At 66.3% G+C, this 15957-nt stretch carries 13 protein-coding genes; 8 read left to right on the top strand and 5 right to left on the bottom strand.

What is annotated here, in order from left to right:
- Positions 1-6: 6 nt before the first annotated feature.
- The 3 genes from V4558_08350 (at position 7) to V4558_08360 (ending at position 3315) form a co-directional block, all read left to right on the top strand.
- Positions 7-1212, top strand: a complete 1206-nt coding sequence (locus V4558_08350; GenBank protein MES2305504.1) for a type II secretion system F family protein — start codon at positions 7-9, stop codon at positions 1210-1212.
- A 176-nt stretch (positions 1213-1388) separates the two neighbouring features.
- Positions 1389-2486 carry an NADH:flavin oxidoreductase/NADH oxidase gene (locus V4558_08355; protein MES2305505.1) on the top strand — a complete coding sequence of 366 codons (1098 nt, stop codon included), beginning with the start codon at positions 1389-1391 and terminating at the stop codon, positions 2484-2486.
- 34 nt (positions 2487-2520) lie between these two features.
- Positions 2521-3315 (top strand): hypothetical protein, encoded by a 795-nt coding sequence (locus tag V4558_08360; protein ID MES2305506.1) that lies wholly within the window; start codon positions 2521-2523, stop codon positions 3313-3315.
- A 6-nt stretch (positions 3316-3321) separates the two neighbouring features.
- Here V4558_08360 and V4558_08365 read toward each other — a convergent pair whose 3' ends face one another.
- Positions 3322-4839: an adenosine deaminase gene (locus tag V4558_08365; GenBank protein MES2305507.1), complete on the bottom strand. Its 1518-nt coding sequence runs from the start codon at positions 4837-4839 to the stop codon at positions 3322-3324.
- 35 nt (positions 4840-4874) lie between these two features.
- Positions 4875-5573, bottom strand: a complete 699-nt coding sequence (locus V4558_08370; protein MES2305508.1) for a TonB family protein — start codon at positions 5571-5573, stop codon at positions 4875-4877.
- A gap of 211 nt (positions 5574-5784) precedes the next feature.
- Between V4558_08370 and V4558_08375 the strand changes: the two genes are divergently transcribed.
- Entirely contained in the window at positions 5785-7737 is a 1953-nt protein-coding gene (locus V4558_08375; GenBank protein ID MES2305509.1) for a M1 family metallopeptidase, read from the top strand.
- Positions 7737-9386 carry a DEAD/DEAH box helicase gene (locus V4558_08380; GenBank protein ID MES2305510.1) on the top strand — a complete coding sequence of 550 codons (1650 nt, stop codon included), beginning with the start codon at positions 7737-7739 and terminating at the stop codon, positions 9384-9386. The genes V4558_08375 and V4558_08380 overlap by 1 nt, the downstream gene beginning before the upstream one ends.
- Here the strand turns inward: V4558_08380 and V4558_08385 are convergent.
- Positions 9383-9997 carry a hypothetical protein gene (locus V4558_08385; protein ID MES2305511.1) on the bottom strand — a complete coding sequence of 205 codons (615 nt, stop codon included), beginning with the start codon at positions 9995-9997 and terminating at the stop codon, positions 9383-9385. The two genes, V4558_08380 and V4558_08385, sit on opposite strands and share 4 nt — an antisense overlap.
- A gap of 159 nt (positions 9998-10156) precedes the next feature.
- Between V4558_08385 and V4558_08390 the strand changes: the two genes are divergently transcribed.
- The 3 genes from V4558_08390 to V4558_08400 all read left to right on the top strand — a co-directional run bounded on the left by V4558_08390 (position 10157) and on the right by V4558_08400 (position 14214).
- The gene (locus V4558_08390; GenBank protein ID MES2305512.1) at positions 10157-11836 is read left to right on the top strand and encodes a L,D-transpeptidase family protein; all 1680 of its coding nucleotides are present in this window, start codon (positions 10157-10159) and stop codon (positions 11834-11836) included.
- The gene (locus tag V4558_08395; GenBank protein MES2305513.1) at positions 11833-12720 is read left to right on the top strand and encodes a DUF882 domain-containing protein; all 888 of its coding nucleotides are present in this window, start codon (positions 11833-11835) and stop codon (positions 12718-12720) included. The genes V4558_08390 and V4558_08395 overlap by 4 nt, the downstream gene beginning before the upstream one ends.
- A 168-nt stretch (positions 12721-12888) precedes the next feature.
- Positions 12889-14214 carry a sialidase family protein gene (locus V4558_08400; GenBank protein ID MES2305514.1) on the top strand — a complete coding sequence of 442 codons (1326 nt, stop codon included), beginning with the start codon at positions 12889-12891 and terminating at the stop codon, positions 14212-14214.
- Positions 14215-14217: 3 nt separating this feature from the next.
- Here the strand turns inward: V4558_08400 and V4558_08405 are convergent, their stop codons facing one another.
- Entirely contained in the window at positions 14218-14544 is a 327-nt protein-coding gene (locus tag V4558_08405; GenBank protein MES2305515.1) for a metalloregulator ArsR/SmtB family transcription factor, read from the bottom strand.
- Positions 14541-15950 carry a rhodanese-like domain-containing protein gene (locus V4558_08410; protein MES2305516.1) on the bottom strand — a complete coding sequence of 470 codons (1410 nt, stop codon included), beginning with the start codon at positions 15948-15950 and terminating at the stop codon, positions 14541-14543. Before V4558_08410 ends, V4558_08405 begins: the two co-directional genes overlap by 4 nt.
- Positions 15951-15957: the final 7 nt, after the last annotated feature.

Below are 15957 nucleotides of genomic sequence, written 5' to 3' on the forward strand. Positions count from 1 at the left end.
GTCCGCATGCCAGTGTTCGAGTATACCGCGAAAAACGCCACGACCGGTCAGATCCTGAAAGGGACCTATGACGCCCCCAACCGGGACGAACTCATCGGTCACCTGCGCAAGAACCGGCTCCTCCTCGTGTCGTTGCGCGAGGCGTCGCGCGACATCAAGATCTCGCTGCCAGGCGGCGGCGTGGGTACCCGCGACGTCGTGATCTTCACGCGGCAGTTCGCCACGATGATCAACTCCGGCCTGCCGCTCGTGCAGTCGCTGAACATCCTGGCGCAGCAGACCGAGAACCAGAAGCTGAAAGACACCACCAAGGCGGTGGTCTTCGACGTCGAGGCCGGCAACACCCTGGCCGACGCCTTCGGCAAGCACCCTACGGTCTTCCCGGCCCTCTACGTCAACATGGTCGCGGCCGGCGAAGCGGGCGGTATTCTCGACACGATTCTGCTCCGCCTCGCGACCTTCCTCGAGAAGAACGACAAGCTGATCCGCAAGGTGAAGAGCGCCATGATCTATCCTGGCGTCATTCTCACCGTGGCGATGGGCGCCATCGTCATCCTGCTCGTCTTCGTCATCCCGGTCTTCCAGGACATGTTCGCCTCGGTGTCGATGGAATTGCCGCTGCCGACCCGCATCGTGATCGGGCTCTCCGACTTTCTGCAGAGCTTCTGGTGGGCGTTGATCCTGTTCATTGGCGCCGCCGGTTTTGGCCTCAAGCAGTTCTACGCCACCACGCAGGGGCGCCGGCGTATCGACGGCCTGCTGCTCGCCTTCCCGGTACTCGGCGACGTGCTCCGCAAGTCGGCCGTGTCGCGCTTCACCCGTACCCTCGGCACGCTCATTTCATCGGGCGTCTCGATTCTCGATGGCCTCGAGATCACCGCAAAGACCGCCGGTAACGCGGTCATCCAGGACGCCATCATGGCGTCGCGGTCGTCGATCGCTGGTGGTGATACCATCGCGGCGCCGCTCGAGAAGTCGGGCGTCTTCCCGCCGATGGTGATTTCGATGATCGCCGTCGGTGAACAGACCGGTGGTCTCGACGAAATGCTCAGCAAGATCGCCGACTTCTACGATGATGAGGTGGACGTCGCCGTCGGCGGCCTCCTCTCGCTGATGGAGCCGGTGATGATTCTCTTCCTCGGCGTCATCGTCGGCGGGATGATCATCGCGATGTACCTGCCGATCTTCGGGATGATGCAGACGATTCAGTAACCGCCGGACGGGGTTTCGCTCGATTCCCCGCTCGGTTCCCACGCAGCCCTCGATGTCAGACGACATCGGGGGCTTCGTGACATTCGGGAACCTCTGTTCCCCGGACGGTGTTGCGTTGAGGATGATGGATGATGGATCATGGATGATTGATGGATGATCTCGCCTCGGAGTTCCACGTGTCCCAGCTTTTCACCCCACTCGCCACGCGCGCCATCACACTTCCCAACCGGATCGTGGTGTCGCCGATGTGCCAGTACTCCTACACCGATGGCCTCAGCAACGAGTGGCAATACATCCATCTCGGAACCCGTGCCGTTGGCGGCGCCGGGCTGGTCTTTACCGAGGCCACTGCGGTGCTCCCCGAGGGGCGGATCTCGCCGGACGATGCCGGCATCTGGAGCGAGGCGCACATCCCGGGTCTCCGGCGAATCACCGACTTCATCAAGGCGCAGGGAAGCGTGGCCGGGATCCAGCTGGCGCACGCTGGGCGCAAGGCGAGCACCTTTGCGCCGTGGCGCGGGCACGGCGCAGTGCCGATTGACGCCGGCGGCTGGGAAGTGGTGGGGCCGAGTGCCATCGCCTTCTCGTCCGACTATCCCTTGGTCACCGCGCTCGATCAGGCGGGGATCGACCGGGTCATCACGGCGTTCGTCGATGCGGCCACTCGCGCCGTGCGGGCGGGCTTCGAAGTGATCGAGATCCATGCCGCGCACGGCTACCTGCTGCACCAGTTCCTCTCGCCGCTGAGCAACGCTCGCACCGATGCCTACGGCGGCACTCTCGAAAACCGCAGCCGCCTGGTGATGCAGGTGATCGCTTCGGTGCGTGCGGCGATTGGCGACACCTTGCCGCTCTGGGTCCGTCTCTCGGCCACCGACTGGACCGAAGGAGGCTGGGACATCGAGGAGTCGGTGACGCTGTCACGAATGATGAAGGCCGCTTCGGTCGACCTCGTGGATGTCACCACTGGCGGCAATGTCGCCAAGGTGAAGATTCCCGTTGGCCCCGGCTATCAGGTCCCCTTTGCGGCGCAGATCCGGCGTTACGCAGAGATCGCCACCGGGGCCGTCGGCTTGCTGACCGACCCCCACCAGGTCGAGGCGGTGTTGACGGCCGGAGAGGCCGACGTGGTCCTGCTCGCGCGCGAGTTGCTGCGAGATCCGTATTGGCCGCTGCACGCGGCGCAGGCCCTCGGTGAGAGCGTCGCCTGGCCGTCCCAGTACCTCCGGGCCGCCCCCGCTGGCACCCCTGCCCGCAACGAGACGGGCGGCTGAAGCGTATCTGCGCGAATCCCTACTCGGAGAACAGGTGACCCTACGGACCTGCTGGCTTCCCCTGCTGGTGCTCTCGCTCGCGGCTATTCCGGCCGCCGCCCAGGACAACTACGAGGTGCAGGTCTACGGCGCCGAGCTGGTGCCGGTGGGCCGGACGATCTTCGAGCTGCACAGCAATTTCACCAGCAAGGGAAGCCGGGTCGCGACGGGCGGCATCTCGCCAAGTTATCACGCGCTCCACGAGACCCTCGAGATCACCCACGGCTTCACCGACTGGTTCGAGATCGGCTTCTACGCCTTTGCCGCGGTGCCGAAGGGCGGCGGACTCGAATACGTCGGCAATCACATCCGGCCCCGCGTGTCTGTTCCAGAGCGCTGGAACTGGCCGGTGGGACTCTCGCTGTCGCAGGAAGTCGGCTATCAGCGCCGCGCCTTCTCCGAGGATACCTGGAGCTGGGAGATCCGTCCGATCATTGACCAGCAGATTGGCCGCTTCTACTGGGCGGTGAATCCCACGGTAGAAGTCGCACTCAAGGGTGAGAACGCAGGGAAGGGCATCGAGTTCGCGCCCAATGTGCAGGTGAATCTCGACGTGTCGCGCCGGCTCAATATCGCGCTGGAGTACTACGGCGGCCTCGGCAAGCTCAACAACCTGTTGCCGGCGAACGAAACCGATCAGCAGCTCATTCCCGCCATCAACATCGACTTCGGCCCCGACTGGGAATTCAATCTCGGTACCGGCATCGCGCTCACGCCCAACACCGACCGCCTCGCCTTCAAGATGATCTTCGGTCGCCGGATCGGTCGCGCACCCGGCGGAGCGAAGTAGCGTCGCTCAGCGCGTAGTCGTCGCGCTCGACTCGAACGTCGAGAAGTCTCGCTCGAGCTGCCACTGCAGCCGCGCCCGGGGGTTCGCTGCCACATAGGCGGCACACCGGGCGCTCTGCATTCCGCCGAGCACTCCGCCACAGGCGGCCACCGACTTCAACCGGGCGAAGTCCTGCCAGAGCGATGCACCCTCCACGAAGGCGAACTGCAACGAGGTGCGCGCCATCCGCTTGAGCACCTGGTAGCTCAGGCCCTGGTCCCGCACCGCGCGGAGATACTCCTGGGTCATCTCCGACCGGTTGACCCCTTCGTCGTCGGTAGAGAGCGCGACCGGCACGCCTGCCGCGAGATAGCTCCTGAGTGGGTGATCGGCTCCGCGCACACCGAGGATGCCGTCGTTGCTGGTGAGGTTGATCTCGACCATCACCTGGCGCTTCGCCATCTCGGCGAGCAGCGCATCGGGGTGATCCTCGTACATGACGCTCACGCCATGGCCGATTCGCTGGGCGCCGGCAACTTCCACCGCTTCACGGACGTGAAACCGGAGCCCCTCGGGCGGCACCAGTCCGGCCGCGAGCTCACCCGCATGCAGCGTGAGCTTCGTCTTCGGGTACCGCTGGCGCAGCCACTGGAGCATTCGCATATGCAGCGAGTAGTCCTGCATCGGGACGCGCCAGTCTTCGGGCTGCACCAGGTTGATGCTCACCACCCGGCTGTCGACCTCGGCGAGCCGCAGGCCAAGCAGCATCTGGCCGAACACCTGTGCCGGCGCACCTGCGCGCAGCACCTGATAGATCCAGCGCACGGTCACGGCGCACCCCGGCCTCGCTGCCGCCGTACCGCAGTGCAGCACCGTGTCGCGACGCGCCTCGATGCTGTCGATCTGCGCGCGGGCCTGCTGCACCACGCGCTCCAGGCCGAGCGTGAACATCGTGTCGCGCAGCGCGGCCCAGTCATCGCGATAGCCCGAGGCCGCGGCGAGGGCACCGACGCTCCTCCCCTCGAAGGTGTTCATCAATTCCAGATACGCCACCTTGCCGTCGGCCGCGCGCTGCGCCACCTCGGCCACCATGTCGCCGGTGCGCCGTGACGTCGCATCGAGATGCGCGAACGTCTCGAAGAAGTGATCGTGTCCGGCCCCGTTCGCTGGCGGCCAGTTGCGCATCGACGTCGCGTCGATCACGGCATCGTAGAGTGCCTGGTCGTCGAGTGCCCGAGTCGCGCGAACCCGTGTGGAATCCTGCGCGCACGGCGGTGCCACCACGCCCGGCGAGCGTGTGGTTACGCAACCGCCATCCTCCGCTGCCCATCGCAGGAAGCTCTCGGAGTACACAGCGCCGCCGAGGTGACTGTGCAGGTCCCCGCCCTTTGGCATCTGGCGCAGGAAGGCGTAGAGGGCAGGGGTGTTGCCCCGGAGCGATTCCATTCGTTGCGCCGTGCGCGCTTCGGCACGGGGAGATTGTGCCTGCGCCGGGAGGGCGAAGCACGCGAGTGCACCGAGGAGCGCGAAGCGAGTGAAGGTCATGCTGCAATGTACGTCACGCACCCGCTTCGGAGCAGTCAACCTCCTGACTTCAGCGAGAAGCGGATCAACTGGCGTACCAGCTGACGCACGGCGACGCCCCGGCGCTTCGCGGGCGTGAAGCGCGCGGCGCTGATCGCTACGGTTGCCGCCGCTCCGAACTCGGGGCGCGAGGCGCCGATCACGATGATGCTCCCTGGCTCGACCCGCCCGGTGCTGTCGACGATGTACTGCAGTGTGGCTTCACCACTGATGCCGCTGCGGGCGAGCACCGCGGGGTAGAGCGGCTGCGGACCGCGCTGGTCACTCACGGTTTCGTCGACCTCGCTGGCGCGCCACGGCGTACCGCCAGCTCCGGCGTCGCCGTCACCGGTCGTTGGTAGTGTGATGCGCTCGCCCGATCCGCTGCCGCCGTAACGACCCGGCGCCGCGGGCAGATTGACCGCGGGAAGCGAGGTCGCGATGTCGAGCGGGGCCGGCGTGGGGAGCAGGTTCGGAGCGGCAACAGCAGCAGTTGCCGGAGCACCGGCGCTCGCTGGCAACGCGGCCGCCGCCGGGAGTCGTGGTGCCAGATAGAGTTCCGATGCCACTGCATTGCGCGGGGACGGGGCTGCCGTGAGCCCCCGAGTCACCTGAATGGCCAGTGCAATCAGGACGAGATGGACCAGCCCGCTGATGATGGTCGGGCGGGCAGTGGCGTCGTGGCTCGGCGCCGAGGCGGTGAGCTGGGCAAACATGGGCTTCCTCCGTGATGTTGCGGATGCGGAAATCACCCTGTCTCGACAATCGCCCCCACAACTGACGCCCCTCGCTCGAACAGATGACAAAACGGAATCATGGGGGTGACGAGAGGTGACGGGTCATGGGTGATGGGTGATGGGGAGGTTGTCACCCGTCACCCCTCGTCTCGCGTGGTATATTCAGCCACCTTTTTCGCCCGGATTTCCGATGTCTCGCCTTGCGTTGCTCGCCCTCGTTCTCTCCGTGTCCACCGCCGCCCAGGCGCAACAGCCCGGGGCCGTTGCTCCGCTGCCGGTGGCCGATACGTCCATTTTCGCGCCGCTCTTGCTGCCCACGGCCACCACCGTGCGCAACGCTGCCGGCGCACCCGGCTCGACCTACTGGCAAAACCGCGCCGATTACGACCTCAGCGCGACGCTCGATACCGCGAGCAAGACGCTGCGCGGACAGCTCACCCTGCGATACACCAACCATTCGCCAGACACGCTCCGCTATGTCTGGTTGCAAACCGAGCAGAATGCCTTCAAGGCGAACTCGCTCAACTCGTTCATCTTTCCGCAGGACTCCCGGTTCGGCGCACGCGGCTTCGAAGGCGGCGATGTCTTCGATCGCTTCGAGCAAGTCGTGGGTGGTGCAGCGAAGAGTCCGGCGAAGCGCGTGAGTGTCGCGCGCCGCGCCAACGAGACGATGATGAAGGTCGATCTCGCGGAACCGCTCGCACCCGGGAAGACGGCCACCTTCGATATCGCGTGGCACTTCCTGATTCCCGAACATGGTGCCGACCGGATGGGTCGCGATGGCCCGCTCTACGAGCTGGCACAGTGGTATCCGCGCATGGCGGTGTATGACGACGTGCGGGGCTGGAACACTGACCCGTATCTTGGGCAAGGCGAGTTCTACCTCGACTACGGCGACTACAACCTCGCCATCACCGTGCCGGCCGGCTACATCGTCGCGGCCACTGGTGCCCTGATGAACGGCGCCGAAGTTCTCACGCCAGCGCAGCAGGCACGCATCGCCCGCGCGGCCAAGTCCGACAGCGTGATCCGCATCATCACGGCGGACGAGCTGAAGAATGGCACGGCCCGGATGCGGACCAGCGGCACGCTGACCTGGAAGTTCGCGGCGAAGAATGTTCGGGACGCGGTCTTCGCGGCGTCACCCGATTATCAGTGGGATGCCTCGAGCTACAAGGGAATCCTCGCGATGGGCTATTACCGCCCAAGCGCGTCGGCCAACTGGAGTGATGCCGCCGATCAGTCGCGGATGTCGATCCAGGAATACTCCGAGCGCTGGTTCCCGTACCCTTGGCCGCACATCTCGGCCGTCGAAGGCCCGATCAGCGGCATGGAATACCCGATGATCGCGATGGAAGCGAAGGGCGATGACGTGTTCGATCTCTACAACGTCGTCACCCACGAGATCGGGCACATGTGGTTCCCGATGATCGTCGGCTCCAACGAGCGACTCTACATGTGGCAGGACGAAGGCTTCAACACCTTCATCAACACCTTCTCCGAAGGGCGCCGCTATCCCGCCAAGGGCGATCAGATGGCGCGTGCGGCCGAGGAGCGAGGGCTCATCGAGCAGGTGATGAAGGCCGGCGCCGACAAGCCGGTCGACATCAATCCCGATCGGATCAATCCGCAGTTCCTCGGTTTCTCGGCGTATCTCAAGCCGAGTGTCGGCCTGCAGCTGTTGCGCCAGGAGATTCTCGGGCCGGAGGCGTTCGACGACGCGTTCCGCACCTACACCGCGCGCTGGGCCTTCAAGCATCCGACGCCAACCGACTTCTATCGCACCATGATGGACGTCAGCGGCCGGCGACTCGACTGGTTCTTCCGTCAATGGTTCATCGAGAACGCCCGCTTCGACCAGAGCGTCGACCTGGTGTCGTCGCGCGCGGTCGGAGACAGCACCCAGATCACTGTCGTGTACGGCAACAAGCAGCGCGGCGTCCTGCCGATCATCGCCCGCTTCTCCTACACCGACGGCACCACGCAGGACTTCCGCTACCCGGCCGAAGTCTGGAGCACCAATTCGGTGAAATATCTCCGCCGCTATACCGTCACGGGGAAGCAGCTCATGAAGGTCGAGCTCGATCCCGAGAAGCGACTGCTCGATATCGACCGCAGCAACAACGTCTGGACCAAGCAGTAGTGACCACCTTCGCGGAACTCGGGCTCGCGCCCGCCGTCACCGAGGCGCTTACCGCCCTGGGCTACGAAGAGCCGACGCCGATCCAGGTCGAGGCGATTCCGCCGCTGCTGCAGGGGCGGGATGTGCTCGGTCAGGCAGCGACCGGCACCGGCAAGACGGCGGCCTTCGCGTTGCCGCTGCTGCAGCGGTTGCCGACCGGGGCAGCGCGCGCGTCGAAGCCGGCCGTGCTGGTGCTGGTCCCGACCCGCGAATTGGCAATGCAGGTCGCCGAGGCGTTCCATCGCTACGGCCGGCCGTTCGGCGCAATCGTGGTACCGATCTACGGCGGCCAGGCCTTCGATCAGCAGATTCGCGCGCTCCGACGCGGCGTTCACGTGGTGGTGGCGACCCCGGGTCGTGCGCTCGATCATATCCGTCGCAGCACGCTCGATCTGAGCGGACTGATGGCGGTCGTCCTCGACGAAGCCGATGAGATGCTCGACATGGGCTTTGCCGACGAGCTCGAGACCATTCTCGAGGCGGTGCCCGAAGTGCGCCAGACGGCGCTCTTCTCGGCCACCCTTGCGCCGCGGATCGCGAAGATTGCCGAACGGCATCTCAAGAATCCTGAACGGATCCTGGTCGCGCGTCAGGCAGCAGTCGCCGGGGCCGAGCCACGGGTGCGGCAAACGGCGTACGTGGTAGCCCGCGCCCACAAGGTGCAGGCGCTCGCGCGGATTCTCGATCTCGAGGCGCCGACGCTGGCGCTGGTGTTCTGTCGTACCCGGACCGAGGTCGATACCCTCGGCGAGACCCTGGGCGGACACGGGATGCGCGTCGAGATGCTGCACGGCGGCATGACGCAGGATCAGCGCGATCGGGTGATGAAGAAGACTCGCGCCGGCAAGATCGATTTGCTGGTGGCGACCGATGTCGCCGCGCGCGGGCTCGACATCGACCACCTTTCGCACGTGGTCAACTTCAATGTGCCGGAGTCACCGGCGGCGTATGTCCACCGGATCGGCCGCACCGGCCGCGCTGGGCGTGAGGGCGTCGCAATCACGCTCATCGAGCCGCGTGAACATCGCCTGCTTCGCAACATCGAAGCGGCGACCCGGCAGAAGATCGTCACCGCGCAGCTCCCCACCGTGATGGATGTGCAGGCGCGGCGTCTCGAGGTCACCACGGCGACAATTCGCGAGGCACTGCTCGCGGGCGAGACGGATCGGTATCGCGTGGTCGTGGAGTCGCTCTCCAACGAATTTGATGTCATGGACATCGCGATGGCCGCGGTGCAGCTGGTGCACGCAGCGGGTGCCGGAGCCGGCGCGGCCGATGACGCCGATATCCCGGCGCCGATGGAGCGCTCCGAACGCCCCAAGGATTCCGCCAAGAAGCCGCGGCCGCCTCGGACAGCCGGGATGTCACGGATCTATGTCGGAGCCGGGCGGAAGAACAACCTGCGACCCACCGATCTGGTGGGGGCGATTGTCAATGAAGCGAAGGTCGATGCACGTGCCATCGGTACCATCGAGATTACCGACAAGTTTGCGTTGGTGGAACTGCCGGAAGAATTGATCGAGAAGGTGGTCGCCGCGTTGCGCGCCAGCACGATCAAGGGAAAGCGCTTGACCGTGCGGCGCGACATGGCGGGGGGCCGACGGGCCTAGTTGTCCCCTGCAGGGCGGGCGGGCTGAGCCGGCGGTGCCGGCCTGGCCCGGCGCATCGCAGGGCGCGCGGGGGCCTCGGGCGCGCCATCCATCGCCCGACGCGGCATCGGCATCATCATGCCACGCCCGCCCACCACCCCCGGGGCCATTCGGCCGCGCATTCCCATCCTGCCTTCCATAGCGGCACCCATCCGGCCGCGCATCTGCATCGGGGCCATGCCACGCATCCCGCGCCCCCTGCCGTTCCCTCGCATTCCGCGTGGCTGGGCCATCCGGGCCCGCATCCCGGGACCGCGATCCTGCATCATTTCACGACGGCGATCGAGCCGGGCTCGCTGCTCCGCCGTCAGGACCCCGCGGACCTCGTCGCGCATCTTTTCGCGGCGGGCTCGCGAGGCTTCGCGGGCGCTGCGGGCTTCCTTGCTGTAGCGGCTCCGGATGGCTTCGAGGCGGTCGCGCTGGGCCTCGGTGAGGCGATCCGCTGCCCGGTCCGCAGCGGCTGCGGCCTCGGCGGCCCGACGCGGCGCGGCCTGCGGCCTGGGTGCGTCCTGCGCGACCAGCGGCAGGGCTAGGAATGTGGCGGCGATCAGACTCAGCGTCGTGGTGCGCATCGGTGCCTCCGGAAACAGTATGTCGTGACGTGCTTCGGAGGTACTACGCGCCCACAGGGGGCGCAGGTTGCAGCGGAAATTGCCACTTAACAAGCACTCCCGTGCTCCGTCTTGAACCCTTTTCGGTCGCGGGTCCGATTCCTGCCTAGATTGATGCCAATGCTTCTGCTCGCTCCTGCCCTGATGATTGCGCTGCTCACGCCACCGGCTGACACCGGCAGTGCGGAGCTGCACACCGCCCTCGATACGCCGACCAACTCCCTGATGCGCTGGGGCGACCTCGGTGATGTCCGCGTTGCATTGCGGACCGCCTACGATGGGCACCTCTGGGAGCCGTACTGGCTGGTTGGGGGGAAGCCGACGCCCGCCGCGCGCCTGGTGCTCAAGGAAATCGGCAGCGCCCGGGACCGCGGCCTCGATCCACTCGATTATGACGCCACGCGACTCGCCGCCGAAGTCGACTCACTCACGGGCCGAGACGACAGCCGGGCGGCGCGCTTCGATATCGCGCTGAGCGCCGCCGTCGTCCGCTACGCGCTCGCGCTCGACCGCGGCCGTGTCGATCCACGCACACTGCATCCGACGCTGATGCTCAAGCGCGAAGCCTTCGATGCGACGGCGTTTCTCGCCGACGCAAGTCAGGCCGCCCAGCCGGCCGCGAGTTTTCGCGCGCTCGAGCCCCGGTTCTATCAGTACCGCCGGCTGCAGGCCGCGCTGGTGACCTATCGGATCCTGGCGCAGGACTCCACGCTGCTGTCGTTGCCGGAATTGCCGCGCAAGCTCAAGGTCGGCACCACGTATGCCGGGGCGCCGCAACTGCGCCGCCTGCTCACGCTGATCGGCGACCTCAGCGACAGCTCGGCGGTGCATCGCGCAGGAGAAGGTGATTCGATCTACGACAAGTCACTCGAGCAGGCGATCCGTCGTTTTCAGCGCCGGCAGGGCTTCTCCGCCGATGGCGTCGTGGGCGATTCCACCCGTGCGCGCCTGTTGCATCCTTTCGATGAGCGGGTCCGTTCGATCGAGTTGACGCTGGAACGGTGGCGCTGGCTGCCGCGACGCTTCGATGTGCCGCCGATCATCGTCAACATTCCGGGCTATCGGCTGACCGCGTTCAGCACCGCGCAGGATGTCGAGGCCGACATGCTCGCGATGAACGTGGTAGTCGGTGCAGCCGTGAAGCACGACACCCCGCTGCTCGCCGTGGATCTCGTCGCGGTCCAGTTTCACCCGTCGTGGAATGTTCCGAAGTCGATCGCCAAGGACGAGATCCTTCCCAAGGCGCGGAAGGACCCGGGCTATCTCGCGAAGGAACACTACGAACTGCTGCGCGGCCGGACTGTGGTGCCCGCGGTCGATTCGAATATCCGGCGCATCGGGACGACGGTGCAGGTGCGCCAGACGCCGGGGAGCTGGAACGCGCTCGGACGCGTGAAATTCGTGATGCCGAACGCCGAAGACATCTACCTCCACGACACGCCCTCGAAGGGCTTCTTTGCCCGCGCGCGCCGCGATTTCTCGCACGGCTGCATCCGCGTGAGTGATCCGATGGCGCTGGCGGCCTTCCTGCTGCGCGATCGCGCGCAATGGCCCGCCGATTCGGTGAAGAGCGTGATGACGACCGATTCCGTCACCCGGTGGGTGCCGCTCACGGCCCGGGTACCGGTCTTCCTGGTGTATCAGACGGTGACGGTGAGCGAGGCGGGCGAGACTTTCTTCTACGGGGATGTCTACGGTCACGACCGTACCCTCGATCAGGTCCTCCGGAAGGGCTATCCCTACCCGGCGGCGGGGGTGACTGACCTGAAGCGGTCCACCGCAGTAGTTTCCGCCCCGTGACGATTCGAGCGCTCCTCGCCCCGACCGGCCGCCTGGCGTCCGGCCTGCTCCTCCTCGTCGGCCTGATCGGCCGCGCGGCGGCGGAGCCCGTGGACACCACCCGTGGGCTCCTCTCCTTCCTGGGGAAAAGCGGTAAGCTCAGGATCATCCCCTCGCAGGCGGCCAGAGTCCTCCGGCTGCCGGCGCTCGAACGCCTCTTTGCTTCGCACGGCAGCGACCTCGACCCCGGCTTCCACGACGCCGAGATGGCCGCCCCCGACGGCGAAGCAGTGCACCTGCTCTCACTGGTGCCATTCGCGGCCAAGGAGCATGGGCTGCTGGGGGGCTACCGCCTCGGCGTCTGGCCCGGCGAGCGAAATGGCCAGGAAGCGGTGCCGGATGGCTTCATCCCGGTCACGCTCGACAACCTGAACCTCGCGGTCTCCAAGCGATTCCACCTTGCCGACTTCGTCACCCACGACCAACCGACGGTCTGGCCGAAGTATCTGGTGCTCGAGCCCCGCCTCCTCGACAAGCTCGAGCTCCTTGCAGATGCGCTCGAGGCCGCGGGTCGCTCGGCGCATCTGGTTGTGATGTCCGGCTTCCGCACCCCCCAGTACAACGCCAAGGGTGTGGGTCGCCTGGGCGGACGGGCCAGGGACTCGCAGCATATGTATGGCAATGCCGCGGACGTCTTCGTCGATGGCGACGACAACGGCCGTATGGATGACCTCAACCGCGACGGCCGCGTCAACCGTGCCGACGCGCAATGGCTGCTCACGCTGGCCGAGAGCATCGAGCTGGCACACCCCGATCTCATTGGGGGCCTCTCGGCCTACAAGCCCACGAAGGCCCACGGCCCGTTCCTGCACGTCGATGTTCGCGGGGTCCGAGCCCGCTGGTAACGCTGCAGCCCTTGCGGTAATTGCCGTTCGGTCCGACCTTACCCGCTCCCCCAGCGCCAGCACCGGAAGCCACCGCTCAGGTCCCCCCCGAGTGGTCCGGTGTTCAACACACGAGTCACGATGTCCCTCCTGGTCAGACACCCCTCTCGCGGGGGCTGGTGCCTTGTTGTGTCATTACTGGTCGCATGCTCGGTCGCGCCAACCGAATCGGTGGTCCCGCCGCCTGCGCGCGTCCGGATCGAGGTGATGGGTGGCAATGGCCAGGTCGGGGACCCGGGTGACTCACTCGCGCTACCGATCGATATCCGGGTCACGGACGAGAGCGGCACACCGCTCGCCGCGCGTCGTATCGTCTGGGTGGGCGCGAATGGCCTCCCGACGGAGGACACCACCCAGACCGACCCGTATGGGCGGACCACCGTCCGTTTCGTGCTCGGCGACACGCCCGGCGCATCGCGGCTCATTGCCCGCCCCGTGGCGGCGACCGACTCCGTGATGCTCGACTTTGTGACTCGTCACGATCCGTCTGCTGACCCGGTGATTGCGTTCGACCCGTTCTTGCCGCTCGATCTCCGCACCTACGACGGCTCCAACGAGACCGTGCATCCGGACTATGTCGATACTCCGCGAGGCAGCTTCCTCGTGGTGACGCCGTATCCGCAGGGAAACCGGAACTTCGAGAACCCGTCGTTCTACGGCGGCCTCGGGAGCTGGCGCTGGCGCACCCCCAGCGGACTTCGAAACCCGGTCGTCCAACCGACGGGCTCGAGCTATCTCTCCGACCCCGATCTGGTCTACAACGCCTCGACGAGTGAGATCTGGCTCTATTATCGACAGGTAGACGAGGGCAACGACATCTATCTGGTGCGCAGCACGACCGGGGTGAAGTGGTCGCCGCCAGTGCTCGTCGTACACGCCCCGCGAGATCAGCTGGTGTCGCCTGCCGTCGTGCGACGCAGCGCCACGGAATGGCTGATGTGGGCGGTTGATGCGGGGGCCTATGGCTGCTCGGCGACCAGCACGAAGATGACGGTCCGTCGTTCCTCGGACGGCATCAGCTGGGGCCCTCCCACGGACGTTACCCTCTCGGCCGGCGCGCCGATGCCGTGGCACCTCGACGTGCAGTGGATCCCCTCACGCAACGAGTACTGGGGTATGTATAGCGCGAAGCCGAGCGGGAGCTGCGCACCCCCCGCAATGATGTTCGCCCGTTCGCCGGATGGCGTGGCGTGGGTGGTCAACGAGGCACCAGTCGTTGTGCGAGGCATGAACGAGCAGATTGCTGATGTGGTGTACCGCGCCTCCTTTCAGTACGACGCAACCACTGACAACCTGCGGCTCTGGATTTCCGGCGCTGCCGGGAGCGGCGGGGTCTACAGCTGGCACACGGTCTACGAACGGATCAGAGGGGCGACGCTCTTTGACGGGTCGGCACGACTGACCAACCCCTGGACCTTTACCCCATCGCTGCCATTGCTGACAGAGGGCCCCTAGCGCTCAGCCGACCGCACGACGCATCGCATCGGCACCGCGCAGGAGCCGACTGCAGACGAGGTCACAGAGCTGCCACACTTCGGCGTCCGCGACGACATAGTGTACGTAAACCCCTTCGCGTCGCCGGGTAACCAGGCCGGCGGCGTGCAGGATCGCCAGGTGCCGCGAGACGTTCGCCTGGGTCTGCCCGCTCAGCGCCACCAGCTCCGTCACGGTGCGCTCGCCATCCCGTAACGCCTCCAGTAACGCCAGTCGCGCCGGTTCGCCGAGGGCGCGAAAGCGCTCGGCGATTTCGTCGAGTGCCTCGGTGGCCATCCGTCGCGACGTCATGCCGTTGCCTTCCTGGCCGCGGCGGACCACGCCGTCCAGCCACCGGTCAGGTCGATCACATCGGTGAAGCCGAGCTGATCGAGCAGCGACGCACCGATTGCCGATCGAGTGCCGCTCTGGCAGTGGATGGCGAGCGGCGTATCACGGTCGACCCCTGCCATCGCGTCGGCGAGCGTGCCGAGAGGGTGATGTTCTGCCCCCGGGATGTGACCGGCGTTCCACTCGCTTGCCTCGCGCAGGTCGATCACCGTCCTGCCCGCATCCATCAATGACTCGGCCGTCGTCACATCACCCTTCGTTACCCGCGCGTCGCGTGAGTCGTGTCGGGCCACGTCGATTACTGTCGTGTCGAACGCTCCGCGCACGCGATCGAGCCCGATTGAAGCGAGCGCCCGGCGCGCCTCGGCGGTGCTGCGCTCATCCGGGGAGATGAGGGTGATGTCGCGGTCGTAGCGAAGCAGCCACCCGGCCCAGGTCGTGAACGCCTTGATGAGCGGCAGATTCAGCGTGCCGCGGACGTGGCCTTCGGCGTATTGAGCAAATGGGCGCAGATCGACGACCGCTGTTTCCAGCAGCGCTGTCGCCAGCTGCTCTGCCGGGAGCTGAGCCACGGCTCCCTGCGCACCGAGCACGCGCGGGCCGTCGCGATTGATCCGCTTCATCGTGCCGAAATAGCTGGGCGGAGCAGGCTGGCCTTCGAGCACGCTGGCGACGAAGGTCGCCTCGTCGGAAATCGCGAAGGCCCAGTTGGTACGACGTTCGTAGCCGAGCGTGCTCGTTGGCATCGCTCCGAGCGCCTTGCCACACGCCGAGCCCGCGCCGTGCCCCGGCCAGATCTGCACGTGGTCGGGAAGCGACGCAAGCCGCTGGAGGGAGGCAAAGAGTTCGCGCGCGCCGGCGGCCATCGTGCCGGCGATGTGAGCGGCCTTCTCGAGCAGGTCGGGGCGGCCGACATCACCCACGAAGACGAAGTCCCCCGAGACGAGCGCGACCGGTTCTTCGCTGCGGGCACTATCGACCACGACGAACGCGAGATGCTCGGGTGTATGACCCGGCGTGTGCCACACTTCGAGACGGACGCCACCGAGCGAGATCACGTCGCCATCGTGCAGCAATGTCGCTCCGTCGGAGGCCGCCCAGCCGTATTGCCAGTCAGGGCCGCCTTCGGCAGAGAGGAGCGGCGTCGCACCAGTGCGCGCGGCCAGCTCGCGAGCGCCGGAGACGAAATCGGCGTGGATATGCGTCTCGGTGACGCGAGTGATGCGCACGCCTTCGTCGCGAGCCGCCTCGAGATATGGTGTGATGTCGCGCGCGGGGTCGATCACGATCCCTTCGCCCGTGCGCTGACAGGCAATCAGGTAACTCGCCTGCGCCAGGCGGTCATCATAGAATCGACGGACGAGCATGTCAGCG

It is taken from the genome of Gemmatimonadota bacterium (assembly GCA_040388535.1).
Taxonomy (GTDB): Bacteria; Gemmatimonadota; Gemmatimonadetes; order Gemmatimonadales; family GWC2-71-9; genus Palsa-1233.

Excerpts from the sequence above, each read along its gene's own strand:
- V4558_08350 (MES2305504.1), top strand. The coding sequence starts at position 7 with ATGCCAGTGTTCGAGTATACCGCGAAAAACGCCACGACCGGTCAGATC.
- V4558_08365 (MES2305507.1), bottom strand. The coding sequence starts at position 4,839 with ATGACCTTCACTCGCTTCGCGCTCCTCGGTGCACTCGCGTGCTTCGCC.
- V4558_08370 (MES2305508.1), bottom strand. The coding sequence starts at position 5,573 with ATGTTTGCCCAGCTCACCGCCTCGGCGCCGAGCCACGACGCCACTGCC.
- V4558_08375 (MES2305509.1), top strand. The coding sequence starts at position 5,785 with ATGTCTCGCCTTGCGTTGCTCGCCCTCGTTCTCTCCGTGTCCACCGCC.
- V4558_08385 (MES2305511.1), bottom strand. The coding sequence starts at position 9,997 with ATGCGCACCACGACGCTGAGTCTGATCGCCGCCACATTCCTAGCCCTG.
- V4558_08390 (MES2305512.1), top strand. The coding sequence starts at position 10,157 with ATGCTTCTGCTCGCTCCTGCCCTGATGATTGCGCTGCTCACGCCACCG.
- V4558_08405 (MES2305515.1), bottom strand. The coding sequence starts at position 14,544 with ATGACGTCGCGACGGATGGCCACCGAGGCACTCGACGAAATCGCCGAG.
- V4558_08410 (MES2305516.1), bottom strand. The coding sequence starts at position 15,950 with ATGCTCGTCCGTCGATTCTATGATGACCGCCTGGCGCAGGCGAGTTAC.